The sequence below is a fragment of the Mesorhizobium alhagi CCNWXJ12-2 genome, from assembly GCF_000236565.1.
In the GTDB taxonomy this organism is placed as follows: domain Bacteria; phylum Pseudomonadota; class Alphaproteobacteria; order Rhizobiales; family Rhizobiaceae; genus Allomesorhizobium; species Allomesorhizobium alhagi.
In genome coordinates this window covers 1-12,495 of the sequence record NZ_AHAM01000338.1, presented here as the reverse complement: position 1 = coordinate 12,495, position 12,495 = coordinate 1, and the positions used below count along the sequence as shown (strand labels likewise).

Sequence of the window (12,495 nt, the reverse complement as noted above, 5' to 3'; positions counted from 1 at the left end):
TGGCTGAAACACCACATTTATCGGGTCAGCGTTCCGGCTCGTCGTCCCGGTCGATGAGGATGCGCTCAGCGGCCCCGTCAAGATCCTCATATTGACCACTTCTCAAGGCCCACAGAAAACCGGATAGCCCCAGTCCGCCAAGGAACAGAGCGACGGGTAAGAGGTAGACGAGCGTCGTCATGACGGCTGCACCGGTGCTCGAATGCCCGAGCGCGTTGCCGAAGGAGCACTCGTCGCCTCGGCGAGCGCAAAGTCATGTAGGCGCAACGCATTTCCGATCACCAGCAGCGACGAGGCGGACATCGCTATCGCTGCGATCAACGGAGTGACGTGCCCGAGAATGGCGATCGGCACGGCAACGGCGTTGTAGATGGTGGCGATGGCAATGTTCTGGCGGATCAGCCGTCCGGCTTTCCGCGAGACGTCCAGGGCAAAGGGTATTGCCAGAAGGCTCTCGCGCAGGAAGACGAAATCTGCTGCGTTGCGGCCAATGTCGGCGGCGGTCGCCGGGGCGATCGAGACATGCGCCGCGCCAAGCGCAGGCGTATCGTTGAGGCCGTCGCCGACCATCAGAACCTTATGTCCGTCTTTTGCCAGCGTCTCGATCTGTTTGACCTTGCCGGAGGGGAGCATCGCGGGAGCGAAGCGGTCGACGCCCAATGTTTCGGCCACCTCGCCGCACGCCTTTGCCGTGTCGCCCGACAGCATCTCCACCGACAGGCCAGCATCTTTCAGTTGCTCGATGGCTGCCTTGGCGTCGGGGCGGAGCGCATCCTTGAAAGCGAAGGATGCGGTAATGATCCCATTTCTCGAAAGGACCGTCCCGCCGCTCCCGCTCAATTTGCCTTCGCCGCCGGTTCGGGCTTTCCAACCTGCCCATCCGCGCCGGCCAAGACGCCAGGTGTTTCCGGCCCCACTGGCTTCAATCCCGAAGCCCGGATGCTCGCTGAAGGATTCGAGCTTGGGCTGGCCGGAAAACACTGCAAAGCCGGCAATCGCCCTTGAAAACGGATGTCGGGAATGCGCGGCCATGTCGGCCGCGATCGCCAGCATAGTAGGGTCGATGGAGGAGGCGTTGACAAGATGTGGCCGTCCGAGAGTAAGGGTGCCTGTCTTGTCGAACACCGCCGTGTCGACCGATGCCAAGCGTTCCATGGCGGAACCGTCCTTGACCATGATGCCGCTTTCGAACAGGCGCCGCGCCGCGACCACCAGCACGATCGGGACTGCCAGGCCGAGCGCGCAAGGGCATGTGATTATAAGAACGGCGATGGCGATGGTTGTGGCCTTGTGCCAGTCACCAGTAGCCGCCATCCAGCCAAGGAAGGTCAGGAAGGCGGTTAGATGGACCACCGGTGCATAAAGCGCCGAGACGCGATCGGCGATCCGGCGATACTGCGTGCGGCTGCCTTCGGCGGCCTCCATCAGCCGCACCATTTCCGCCAGGAAGGAATCCTTCGCCGCAGCGGTAGCCGCCATGGTCAGCAGGCCCGTAAGATTGAGCGTGCCCGCCTGAACCTTTTCCCCGAGCGCAACGGTTCTGGGAGTGCTCTCGCCGGAAACCAGGGAACAATCTAGGTCCGACGAGCCCTCCACGATGTTGCCGTCGACGGGGATCCTTTCGCCGGCCGCGATCAAAAGCTGCATGCCGGGCTCGATCTCGCCCACCGGCAGGTAGTCGCGCGTGCCGTCGCCGCGCAGCACCATGGCACCACGCGCCGCCAGCCGCGACAGGCCCTTGACGGCGGTGCGTGCCCGCTCCCGCATCACGTGATCCAGCGTTCGGCCAATCAGCAGGAAGAACAGCAGCGACACGGACGCGTCGAAATAGGCGTGGTCGCCATGATTGATGGTCTCGAAGAGGCTCATCGCGTAAGCGAGCGAAACCCCGACCGCGATCGGCACGTCCATGTTCATGCGGCCATGGCGCAGCGCATTCCACGCCGAACGGAAATAGATGCCGCCAGCGAAGGCGAGGGCCGGGATGGCGATCAGGGCCGAGATCCAATGAAACAGGTCCCGGGTGGCACCTTCGGCACCGGACCAGACCGACACCGAAAGCAGCATGATGTTGCCCGCCGCGAAACCGGCGACCGCGACGGCCCGGATGAGGTCCGAAAGGGTTTTGTCCTTTTCGTCGATCACAGGATCGAACAGATGCGCCTGATAGCCAAGCCGTCCAAGCGCGGCGACGAATGATGGGACCTCGTCCCCACGCCACCGCACCGAGACCCGTTTCGTCGACAGGCTGACGCGGGCGCCCTCGACCCGATTCAGCTTTCCAATCGCCGTCTCAATGATCTGGATGCAGGCCGCGCAGTGAACCGCCGGCACCGAGAGATCGGTCTGATACAGGTCGCCGCCGAGAGGCCGGCTCGCCAGTTTGATCTCCTGGCTCGACGGCAAAACGGATGCGGCGCCGGCGACATCAAGTGCCATTTCGGCGCTCGGCGCACAGCAGCTCATTGGAGCGCTCCCCGGGAAATCATGACCCGGCGAACGTCGCGATAGGGTTTCGCAAGGCCGGCATCGGCATCAATTTCGACGATCCAGACGCCATCCTTCGGCGTATGCCGCGCGGTAAATATCTGACCGGAGGCGGCGGTAAGAGTGACGGTCTTGTCCTCCGCCTCATAGGCGGGATGACGAAACAGCACCTTGACGCCGCGCACAGGGACCGGGTTGCCAGCGGCGTCGCGGAGGCTGTAGCGGACTTCGCCTGCCGCGATCGTCAGTTTGCCGGTCCAGCCCAGCGCCGCCTGCGCCTGGCCATTCCTAGCCTTCTGATTGAACTGCTGGCTGGCCACATATGTGTTTTCGACGACAAGACCGGTCCAGCTCGTTCTGGCGAACGTCGCCATAATCACATTGACGCCGATGACTACCCCAAAAAAGGCGAGAATGATGAACAGCATATGTCTGCCGGTGAATTCGCGGGGCTTTGGCGTGTCGGCGCTCATCTGTGGGCCTCAGGTGTGTTGAAACCAGCCTTGTATTCGTTGCTCTCGAAGGTTCCCTTGTCCTCGACGCGAAACTTTAAGGTCTGCACCTGGTCCTTGACCTTGTCGGCCGGCAGACGAACGAAGACCTTGAGTATTTTCAGCCGGTCAGGTTCCGCCGGAATGGTGAAAGAACGGCCGGCGGGAAGGTCGATGCCGATGATGCTCATCTCGGCACCTTCGAGGCCTTGCAAGCTGACGACGATGGTCCTCGGTTCGGGGATCATGTTGAGCAGCTTGACGGTATAGCCGTTGCGGATCGAGCCATCGGACAGGGTCACGAATTGCGGGTTGCGGTCGTGCAGAACGTTGATTTCGAGCCGGTCGCGCGTCAGCAGCGAATAGAGCAGAGCAAGCCCGACCGCCGACCAAGCGCCCACATAGATGAGGGTGCGCAGCCGGAACATCTTGCGAATGCGGAAATGCGCCAACCCGTCGGAGAAGGTGCCGCCGGCGGTCCGAACGAGGGTGGGATGAATCGGACGGGTGCCACCTGCTGTCGCTACCGCCATGTTGGTGTTGTAGTCGGATAGCGTCGCGTAGGAGATGAGCCCGCGCTCCCTGCCCAGCTTGTCCATAACGCCGTCGCAGGCATCGATGCAGAGCGCGCAGGTGATGCATTCGAGCTGCTGGCCGTCGCGAATGTCGATGCCCATCGGGCAGACCGCGACACAGGCAATGCAGTCGACACAGTCGCCGACCGGCTGACCGGCTGCCTGAACCTTCTTGGCATGACGTGAACGGGGCTCGCCGCGCCAGTCATTGTAGGTCACGGTGAGCGAATTCTCGTCGAGCATGGCCGCCTGGATGCGCGGCCACGGACACATATAGGTGCAGACCTGCTCCCGCATGAGCCCGCCGAACGTGTAGGTGGTCGCGGTCAGGACGCTGATGGTAACGTAAGCCACGGGCGCGGCGGTGCCGGTGACCACTTCGCGGAGCAGCGTCGGCGCATCGGCGAAATAGAAAATCCAGGCGCCGCCGGTTGCCACCGCTATGACTAGCCAGAAGGCGTGCTTCGATACACGCAGTACCAGCTTGCGCGTGGTCCACGGGCCAAAGTCGAGCTTCATGCGGGCATTGCGATCGCCTTCGATCGCCCGCTCTACGACCAGAAAGAGATCGACCCAAACGGTCTGCGGGCAGGTATAGCCGCACCAGGCGCGGCCAACAGTGGATGTGATCAGGAAGAGGCCGATGCCGGCCATCACAAGAAGACCGGCGACGTAGTAGAATTCCTGCGGCCATATCTCGATGAGGAAGAAGTAGAAACGGCGGTTGGCGAGATCGAGTAGCACGGCTTGGTTCGGGGCGAACTGCCCGCGATCCCATCGCAACCACGGCGTCAGATAGTAGATACCCAGGGTGATCGCCATCACCAGCCATTTGAAGCGGCGGAAACTGCCCGAGGCCCGCTTGGGGAACACCTTCTTGCGCGGGGCATAGAGCGGCTGTCGCGTCTTGGCGGAGTTGAGTGCTTCGGCTTCGAGCCGTTCTATCCGTGTTTTATCCAGCACGAGAATCCCCTATCGCGCAGCCGATGACATTGCCGTGCAACCCGACTTGTCTGCGTTGGCTGACGTCCGGAATGCTACGTTGAGCAGTTTGCCGCATGGCTGGCAGCTCGCGTTGATGCCGGTCATTCGTCGGACGCCGGAGCGGTGTCGAGGCCCGGCTCACGCCGGGCCTCGTCGCTTGGCGGGGGTGGGCGGAGAATAAGCCTTCCGTTTCTATTCTCCGCCGCCAAGCGAATGGACGTAGACCGCGAGTTCCTTGACCTTGGTCTCGCCTAGACGCGCGATCCAGGCCGGCATTACGCCTTGCTTCGGCGCGCGGATCTGCGCGGCAATAGCCGTCTCGCCCGGTCCATAGAGCCAGATCGCGTCGGTCAGGTCGGGTGCGCCCAACTCCCTGTTGCCCTTTGCGTTTTCGCCATGGCAGGCAGCGCAATTTTCGGCGAAAACCTGGGCGCCGGGTTGGATCAGCATTGCGTCCTGGACCAGGCCGGACAGGCTGGCAACGTAGGCGCTGACCTGCGCGATCTGATCGGCCGTGATGATGTCTCCAAAAGCGGGCATTTCCGACAGGCGCGTATCCGGGTCGGGCGCGAAGCGGATGCCATGTTTGATGCTTTGCTGGATCTGCTCGGCCTCGCCGCCCCACAGCCAGTCGTCATCATTGAGATTGGGAAAGCCTTTGGACCCTTGCGCTCCTGAGCCGTGGCACTGCACGCAATTGACCTTGAACGCAGCGCCACCGGCAGCGACAGCGAATTCGCGCAACGCATCGTCGGCAGCAATCTCGGAGACGGTTCTCGACTCTATCGCCGCGACATATTTGGCCTTGGCGGCCTCTGCGGCCGTCAGCTCATTCTTGACGTCGTTTCGGCTTGAAAAGCCAAGCACGCCCCTCGTGGCGGAAGTCAGCAGCGGCCATGCCGGATAGGCAATAGTGTAGCCGATTGCCCACGCGATGGTGACGTAGAAGGTGATGACCCACCATCGCGGAAGTGGGTTGTTGAGTTCCCTGATACCATCCCACTCATGGCCGGTCGTTGAGATGCCCGAGACCTCGTCGATGTGCTCGCTGCTCATGATCAATCATCCTTGAGAGGAATGTGAGCGGCTTCATCGGCGTGCCTGCGGCTGTCGGGACGTAGCGCAAAGGCAATGCATCCGACGAAGAAGAGCGCCATCGCGAGCAGCCCCCAGCTATCAGCGAATTCCCGCATCAAATTGTAGTCCATGAACACTCTCCTCAGCGGTAGCCGGCGGCTTCGTCGTAGGTCTTGAAATCGACCAATGTGCCGAGCATCTGGAGATAGGCGACCAGGGCATCCATTTCGGTGACCTTCTGTGGGTTGCCGTCGAAGTCGCCGATCTTGACCTTCGGATAGCGTTTCTCGAGGCCCGATGTGTCGGCACCCGGATCGGCCTGCGCCATGAGATCGGCATTGCCGTTGGCGATCATATCATTGGAGTAGGGAACGCCGACGCGCCGGTTCGCGATAAGATGGGTCGAGAAGTCCTTCACCTCTATAGGCGTGTCCTTCAGGAAGGCATACCTCGGCATGATCGATTCCGGCACCACCGAGCGTGGCGCGCTTAGATGCTGGACATGCCATTCGTTGGAGTAGCGGTCGCCGAGGCGCGCGAGGTCCGGTCCGGTGCGTTTCGAGCCCCACTGGAACGGGTGATCGTACATCGACTCAGCCGCCAGGCTGTAATGACCGTAACGCTCGACCTCGTCGCGGAAGGGGCGGATCATTTGGCTGTGGCAGGTGTAGCAGCCCTCGCGGACATAGATGTTGCGCCCGGCGAGCTCCAGCGGCGAATAGGGCCGCATGCCTTCGACCTTCTCGATCGTATTATCGAGATAGAAGAGCGGTGCGATCTCGACGATGCCGCCGACCGTCACTACAAGGAGGGACCCAACGAGAAGGAGCGTGGCGTTCTTCTCGATGATCGCGTGTTTGTCCATCAAGCCCATTTCTGGCTCCTTATTGCGCAGGCTGGAGGGCAGAGGTGGAGCCCGGCATCGGCTCCTCCTCGCGTTGATAGCCAAAGATGGTCATGGCGATGTTCCAAGCCATAATCAGGGCGCCGGACAGATACATCAGGCCGCCTAGCGCACGCATGATGTAGTAGGGATGCATGGCGGCGACGGTTTCGGCGAAGGAGTAGACCAGAAAGCCCTGCTCGTCGTACTCGCGCCACATCAGGCCCTGCATGATGCCGGAGACCCACATTACCGCGGCGTAGACGACGATCCCGAGGGTCGCCAGCCAGAAGTGCCAGGTGACGAGCCGCAGCGAATAGAGCCGTTCACGGTTCCATAGCTTCGGCACCATGTAATAGATTGCGCCGAACGAGATCATGCCAACCCAGCCGAGCGCGCCCGAATGGACATGGCCGACGGTCCAGTCCGTATAGTGGGATAGCGAGTTGACCGCCTTGATCGACATCATCGGGCCTTCGAAGGTCGACATGCCGTAGAAGGCGATAGCCATGACCATCATGCGGATGATCGGATCGGTGCGCAGCTTGTCCCAGGCGCCCGAGAGCGTCATCAGGCCGTTGATCATGCCGCCCCAGGAGGGCATCCACAGCATGATCGAAAACACCATGCCGAGCGTCTGTGCCCAGTCGGGCAAGGCCGTGTAGTGGAGATGGTGCGGACCTGCCCAGATGTAGAGGAAGATCAGCGCCCAGAAGTGGATGATGGAAAGGCGGTAAGAATAGACCGGTCGGTTCGCCTGTTTGGGCACGAAGTAATACATCATCCCGAGGAAGCCGGCGGTGAGGAAGAAACCGACGGCGTTGTGGCCGTACCACCACTGAGTCAGCGCGTCCTGGACGCCCGAAAATGCTGAATAGCTCTTGGAGCTCAGGAAGGAGGCGGGCATCGACAGGTTATTGATCACGTGCAGCATCGCGATGGTCACGATGAAGGACAAATAGAACCAGTTGGCGACGTAGATATGCGGTTCCTTGCGCTTCAGGATGGTGCCGAGAAACAGGATAAGGTACGCGACCCAGACGATGGTCAGCCACAGGTCCACATACCATTCCGGCTCGGCGTATTCGCGGCTCTCGGTGACACCGAGCAGGTAGCCTGTCGCCGCCATGACGATAAAAAGCTGGTAGCCCCAGAACACGACCCACGCGAGATCGCCGCCGAACAGCCGCGCGCGGCAGGTGCGCTGCACCACATATAGGGATGTGCAAAGCAGCGCATTGCCACCGAACGCAAAAACGACGCCGGATGTATGCAGGGGCCGCAGGCGGCCGAAATTGAACCAGGGCTCGACATTGAGATCCGGATAGGCAAGCTGCAGGGCGATAACCACACCAACCAGCATGCCGACGACGCCCCAGACCACCGTTGCAACTGCCCCGTAACGGATCGGCCCGTCCATGTAAGCCGAGGAATCAACAGGAATCGCCGGTTTGAATTCCGTATTGCGCAACAGGATCGCCGTGAAGCCCGCAAGAACGAAGAACAACACCCACATATGCTGGCGAAAAGGTTCGTCCACGCCCAAACCGGCAGCTACAAGGGCCGCAAAGGCAAACAGGTAGAGAAGGACGATCTCTGTGCCGAATTTCATCGCAAGTTCCCGATCTCGCATTTCGGCGGACGCCAAATCCGCGGTGCATGAATTCCGCAGCCGCGGCCTGCTCGCCCTGATCCATGTCAGGACGATTTTGCTTTGGGCAGCATCGAGCTCGGTGCAATCAGCACGGGGCGATTGAACGAGGAAACGCAGCACGGGCCGCCCAGCTCATGGAAAAGTCCTGCGTGGCCGGCCTGGAGGCGATTGCGGGCGAGGCGATGAAGCGCGCGCATTGAGAACTGAGGCTCTGCGACGCGGTGGAAAGGTATTGCCGATGCCTTGTCGAACGTCGATCGCTTCAAATGCCTTGGCACAGCAATGCGATCGTTCCGCTGCTTTGTGACATTCACCGGTTCGAGGAGACGGTGCCCGGCATATTGGGCGTACTGACCTCGGCCCAGACCAATCTTGCCTCCACCAGCCGGTTGCGCGCCGGGCATGTCGAGGATCAATGCTTTCGCGGACGAGGGGACCTAAACGCTCCTGGCGATCGGCCATGGTGACCCGATAGGGAATGCCGAAGCTGTCGGGTTCTGCTACGCGGCTTCTTCGAAGGCTTGCGCGACAAATCGCGTTCGAACGCGAGCATGTCCTGCCGCGTATCGGAGTAAGCGACGTTGGCCGGTCGTTTGGGTTTATTCAAAGGGCGGTTGACGCGTGCTTCAGCCGCCGCAGCGTTGCTCCAGCCTGCTCACGCTGTCCACCGTCACATAGCGTTTGTTCTCGATCCGGATAAGGCCGTCAGCCCTCAATCGCGTGAATTGTCGGCTAACGGTCTCATCAGAAAGTCCAAGGAAATCAGCGATGTCCACACGCGTCAGCGGCAGATCGAAGCACGCCGACCTGGCCGCCGGATCAACCGCGGGATCGATATTTCGGGCGATCATTAGGAGAAAGCTCGCCACCTTTTCCAGTGCGGTCTTGCGCCCCAGTGTCACCATCCATTCGCGTGCTGCGTCGAGTTCGTTCAGCGTCTGCTTGAGCAGGCGATTCTGGAGCTCCGGTGATTCCTTCATCATCCGTTCGATGGCCCCCTTCGGAAAAGTACACAGTGAAACGGTTGTTGCCGCCTCCGCATTGATCGCGCTTTCCACCTTGAAGGGCCGTCCCAGAAAATCCGGTGCGAACCGGAGGCCGACGATCTGCTGGCGGCCGTCCGAAAGGCTCTTCGTCAGCTTCACAACGCCTGAAAGCACATTTGAGTAGCTGCCGATGGCCTCGGCGTTGCCGATCAGTTCGACCCCTGGCTCGCGCTTCTGTCTCGACGACGTTTTGGCGAGTGCAACCAATTGGTCGGGATCGAGCGCACCGCAGACGCCGTGATGCCGTGCCTTGCAAGGCCCGCAAAGAACGGGAATGCGGAAACTGCGAATGTCCTGGCGTACTGTCATCTCGATCGTCCAACGGGTCCCAAGGGCCGGCAGGATAGCAATCCACGGTAGAGAAATCCTTGCGGCAGTTTGTCCGTGCTGGAAGTTGACCGAAATCAGGGCTTTGGCTGACCCTTGCGTCCAGAGTTCCGGCGATGCAAACACGGGGACCGCGACATGCGACCGGAATTAGCTGCCAGACTTGGTGAGAACGTCCCGCGCTATACGAGTTATCCGACCGCGCCGCATTTCCATCCTGGCGTCGATGCTGCCGTTTACCGTGGCTGGTTGGAGGCGCTCGAAGAGGGTGACGAGATATCGCTTTACCTGCATATTCCGTATTGCGACAGGCTCTGCTGGTTCTGTGCTTGCCATACCAAACAGACGCGCCACTATGAACCCGTGACCACCTATCTGCGCTCGCTATATGCGGAGATCGCGACGGTTGCCGGTCTTGTCAGCGGCAAGGCGTTCGTCCGCGCAATCCACTTCGGTGGCGGCTCGCCGACCATGCTGAAGCCCGAGGACATGGTGGCTCTGGGCGCGTTCTTGCGGGACAGCTTCGATTTTGTTCCCGATACGAAGATCAGCGTCGAGATCGATCCGAACGATATGGACGGGGCGCATCTGGACGCACTCGCCGAAATCGGCATGACCCGGGCGAGCCTCGGCGTACAGGATTTCGATCCGAAAGTGCAGAAGGCGATAAACCGCGAGCAGAGCTTTTTGCAGACCAAGGCCGTCGTCGACGGAGTTCGTTCACGCGGCGTCGGATCGGTCAATCTCGACCTGCTCTACGGATTGCCGCACCAGAACAGGGAGAGCGTATGTTCCACCGTCGCTCAAGCGCTGACACTGGAACCGGACAGGATGGCTCTCTTCGGCTACGCTCACGTGCCGTGGTTCAAGAAGCATCAGACTATGATCGACGACGCATGGCTGCCAGGTCCCGCAGAGCGGTTCGCCCAATCGCAACTCGCTGCGCGAGCGATCATGGACGAGGGCTATGAAGCAATAGGTCTCGATCATTTCGCCAAGCCGGGCGATGCGCTGGCGGTGGCGGCCTGCACAGGGACTTTGCATCGCAATTTCCAGGGCTACACGGAGGATCGCTGCCAGACATTGATCGGACTTGGCCCGTCATCCATCAGCCATTTTCGCCAGGGTTACGTGCAGAACATGCCTTCGACCGGCGAGTACGGGCGCATGGTTGCAGACGGCGGATTGGCGGCTATGCGCGGCATCGTGCTCTCCGACGACGATCGCGTCCGGGGATGGATCATCGAGCGGCTAATGTGCGATTTCGCCTTTTCAGCGATCGATCTGGTGGAGAGCTTCGGGAAAGCCGGCCAGAGGCTCCTTCTCCAGGCAAGCTCCATCGCAATTCATGGTCCTGCTCGACTCCTTGAACTCCAGGGCGACAGTTTCGTCGTACCGGCAGAAAGTCGTCCCTTCGTGAGGAGCATCGCGGTGAAGTTCGACAGATATTTCGAAGGTGGAACGGCCAGGCACTCGGTGGCAGTCTGAGCACCAGTCCTATCGCTGCAGCACTAAATTGCGGCTCCGATGGCGATCGTGGCTGATCCGCCGAGATCGAGGTAGCCGAGAGATCCCATCTATCAGCCTCAACTATGCGTCAACGACCGATCAGTTGGCAGCCTGCTGGCAAAATCATGTCGGCACCGTCAGCAGCTTCGGAAGCCCGCACCAGATTGTAGCGCGGCGGCAGCGAAGTGAAGGCCCACCCGACGCGGTCGCGCCCCCGGAACTTCGTCTTGTCTTGCCCGTCGACCGTCCCCGGCCCTTCACGCAGACCTCACACGCCTGCGGGTACGACGGTAAAATACTTGTGGGACGGCCATGGGCTTGACAGGCAAGGCTGCCCACTGGTTCGTCCGAGGAATGGACGCCTGAAGAAACGGAGTCGGCCGCGCTACGTCCAGCGACAATTCGACAGTTGTTGCGCTGCGGAAATTTCTGTACGGACCCCGGCTCATTCAGAGGCGCCGCGCGAGCGACGGTGCTAGACCCGCCCTGAAGCGGTCAAATCATGGATTTAATTCTGCAGGGCGGTGCTTTACGCCCTGTCAAAGCCAGTTCAGAAAGTGCCGACATGAATGTCCCTTTGACGCATCTGCAACGCCTGGAGGCCGAGGCCATCCATATTTTTCGCGAGGTGGCCGCGACCTTTGCCAAACCGGTGATGCTCTATTCGGTGGGCAAGGATTCGTCGGTCCTGCTGCATCTGGCGATGAAGGCGTTCTATCCGGCCAAGCCGCCGTTTCCCTTCCTTCACGTCGACACGGCCTGGAAGTTCCGCGAGATGATCGAGTTTCGCGACTCGATGGCCGAGAAACTGGGCTTCGACCTTCTCGTCCATGTCAACCAAGACGGCGTGCGCGACGGCATCAATCCCTTCGATCACGGCTCGAACACCCACACCCATGTCATGAAGACGGTGGGCCTTCGCCAGGCTCTCGACAAATATGGTTTTGACGCAGCCTTTGGCGGCGCCCGCCGCGACGAGGAAAAGTCGCGCGCCAAGGAGCGCATCTTCTCGTTCCGAAATGCGCAGCATGTCTGGGATCCCAAGAACCAGCGCCCGGAAATGTGGAAGATCTACAACACTCGGATTTCGCCGGGTGAATCGATCCGTGTCTTTCCTCTGTCCAACTGGACCGAGCTCGACATCTGGCAATACATATTGCGCGAGGACATCCCGATCGTGCCGCTTTATTTCGCCAAGAAGCGGCCGGTAGTCGAGCGCGACGGCATGCTGATCATGCGCGACGACGACCGCATGAAGCTCCGGCCCGGCGAGGTCGTCGAGAACCGTCTGGTCCGATTCAGGACGCTCGGCTGCTACCCGCTGACGGGGGCGATCGATTCCGACGCCGACGATCTCGAAAGCATAGTCAACGAGATGCTGATCGCCCGAACCTCGGAACGTCAGGGTCGGCTCATCGACCGGGACGAGGCCGGCTCGATGGAAAAGAAGAAGCGCGAAGGA

Annotated in this window: 12 protein-coding genes and 1 pseudogene; 2 read left to right on the top strand and 11 right to left on the bottom strand. The window is 60.8% G+C overall.

Annotation, left to right across the window (positions count from 1 at the left end; all coding sequences use genetic code 11):
• Positions 1 to 25: 25 nt before the first annotated feature.
• The 10 genes from ccoS to MAXJ12_RS33625 all read right to left on the bottom strand — a co-directional run bounded on the left by ccoS (position 26) and on the right by MAXJ12_RS33625 (position 9,506).
• Positions 26 to 181 (bottom strand): cbb3-type cytochrome oxidase assembly protein CcoS, encoded by a 156-nt coding sequence (gene ccoS, locus MAXJ12_RS33670; RefSeq protein ID WP_008840724.1) that lies wholly within the window; start codon positions 179 to 181, stop codon positions 26 to 28.
• Positions 178 to 2,466 carry a cation-translocating P-type ATPase gene (locus tag MAXJ12_RS33665; RefSeq protein ID WP_008840723.1) on the bottom strand — a complete coding sequence of 763 codons (2,289 nt, stop codon included), beginning with the start codon at positions 2,464 to 2,466 and terminating at the stop codon, positions 178 to 180. Before MAXJ12_RS33665 ends, ccoS begins: the two co-directional genes overlap by 4 nt.
• Positions 2,463 to 2,960 (bottom strand): FixH family protein, encoded by a 498-nt coding sequence (locus tag MAXJ12_RS33660; protein ID WP_008840722.1) that lies wholly within the window; start codon positions 2,958 to 2,960, stop codon positions 2,463 to 2,465. The genes MAXJ12_RS33665 and MAXJ12_RS33660 overlap by 4 nt, the downstream gene beginning before the upstream one ends.
• The gene (gene ccoG / locus MAXJ12_RS33655) at positions 2,957 to 4,516 is read right to left on the bottom strand and encodes a cytochrome c oxidase accessory protein CcoG (RefSeq protein WP_008840721.1); all 1,560 of its coding nucleotides are present in this window, start codon (positions 4,514 to 4,516) and stop codon (positions 2,957 to 2,959) included. Before ccoG ends, MAXJ12_RS33660 begins: the two co-directional genes overlap by 4 nt.
• Before the next feature lie 213 nt (positions 4,517 to 4,729).
• Entirely contained in the window at positions 4,730 to 5,593 is an 864-nt protein-coding gene (ccoP, locus tag MAXJ12_RS33650; RefSeq protein ID WP_008840720.1) for a cytochrome-c oxidase, cbb3-type subunit III, read from the bottom strand.
• A gap of 2 nt (positions 5,594 to 5,595) precedes the next feature.
• Positions 5,596 to 5,745: a CcoQ/FixQ family Cbb3-type cytochrome c oxidase assembly chaperone gene (locus MAXJ12_RS33645; RefSeq protein WP_008840719.1), complete on the bottom strand. Its 150-nt coding sequence runs from the start codon at positions 5,743 to 5,745 to the stop codon at positions 5,596 to 5,598.
• Positions 5,746 to 5,756: 11 nt separating this feature from the next.
• Positions 5,757 to 6,488 carry a cytochrome-c oxidase, cbb3-type subunit II gene (ccoO, locus tag MAXJ12_RS33640; RefSeq protein WP_008840718.1) on the bottom strand — a complete coding sequence of 244 codons (732 nt, stop codon included), beginning with the start codon at positions 6,486 to 6,488 and terminating at the stop codon, positions 5,757 to 5,759.
• Positions 6,489 to 6,498: 10 nt separating this feature from the next.
• Complete coding sequence (gene ccoN / locus MAXJ12_RS33635; RefSeq protein WP_008840717.1) at positions 6,499 to 8,109, bottom strand: cytochrome-c oxidase, cbb3-type subunit I; 1,611 nt, start codon at positions 8,107 to 8,109, stop codon at positions 6,499 to 6,501.
• 86 nt (positions 8,110 to 8,195) lie between these two features.
• A complete protein-coding gene (locus tag MAXJ12_RS37995; protein ID WP_008840715.1) occupies positions 8,196 to 8,567 on the bottom strand; it encodes a hypothetical protein in 372 nt (123 codons plus the stop codon).
• 210 nt (positions 8,568 to 8,777) lie between these two features.
• A complete protein-coding gene (locus MAXJ12_RS33625) occupies positions 8,778 to 9,506 on the bottom strand; it encodes a Crp/Fnr family transcriptional regulator (RefSeq protein WP_008840714.1) in 729 nt (242 codons plus the stop codon).
• A 156-nt stretch (positions 9,507 to 9,662) separates the two neighbouring features.
• Between MAXJ12_RS33625 and hemN the strand changes: the two genes are divergently transcribed.
• Positions 9,663 to 11,012 carry an oxygen-independent coproporphyrinogen III oxidase gene (gene hemN, locus MAXJ12_RS33620; protein WP_008840713.1) on the top strand — a complete coding sequence of 450 codons (1,350 nt, stop codon included), beginning with the start codon at positions 9,663 to 9,665 and terminating at the stop codon, positions 11,010 to 11,012.
• Positions 11,013 to 11,156: 144 nt separating this feature from the next.
• On the opposite strand, the pseudogene MAXJ12_RS37425 reads toward hemN, so the two are convergent.
• A pseudogene (locus tag MAXJ12_RS37425) lies at positions 11,157 to 11,280 on the bottom strand (IS5/IS1182 family transposase); the annotation flags it as partial.
• A gap of 255 nt (positions 11,281 to 11,535) precedes the next feature.
• On the opposite strand from MAXJ12_RS37425, the gene cysD reads away from it, so the two are divergent.
• Positions 11,536 to 12,495: sulfate adenylyltransferase subunit CysD (cysD, locus tag MAXJ12_RS33615; protein ID WP_280113355.1), on the top strand; the 960-nt coding region annotated here is incomplete at its 3' end.

What these genes read in the sequence shown, in the direction of transcription:
- ccoS (WP_008840724.1), bottom strand. Translation starts at nt 181, where the DNA reads ATGACGACGCTCGTCTACCTCTTACCCGTCGCTCTGTTCCTTGGCGGA.
- MAXJ12_RS33665 (WP_008840723.1), bottom strand. Translation starts at nt 2,466, where the DNA reads ATGAGCTGCTGTGCGCCGAGCGCCGAAATGGCACTTGATGTCGCCGGC.
- MAXJ12_RS33660 (WP_008840722.1), bottom strand. Translation starts at nt 2,960, where the DNA reads ATGAGCGCCGACACGCCAAAGCCCCGCGAATTCACCGGCAGACATATG.
- ccoP (WP_008840720.1), bottom strand. Translation starts at nt 5,593, where the DNA reads ATGAGCAGCGAGCACATCGACGAGGTCTCGGGCATCTCAACGACCGGC.
- MAXJ12_RS33645 (WP_008840719.1), bottom strand. Translation starts at nt 5,745, where the DNA reads ATGGACTACAATTTGATGCGGGAATTCGCTGATAGCTGGGGGCTGCTC.
- ccoO (WP_008840718.1), bottom strand. Translation starts at nt 6,488, where the DNA reads ATGGGCTTGATGGACAAACACGCGATCATCGAGAAGAACGCCACGCTC.
- ccoN (WP_008840717.1), bottom strand. Translation starts at nt 8,109, where the DNA reads ATGAAATTCGGCACAGAGATCGTCCTTCTCTACCTGTTTGCCTTTGCG.
- MAXJ12_RS33625 (WP_008840714.1), bottom strand. Translation starts at nt 9,506, where the DNA reads ATGACAGTACGCCAGGACATTCGCAGTTTCCGCATTCCCGTTCTTTGC.
- hemN (WP_008840713.1), top strand. Translation starts at nt 9,663, where the DNA reads ATGCGACCGGAATTAGCTGCCAGACTTGGTGAGAACGTCCCGCGCTAT.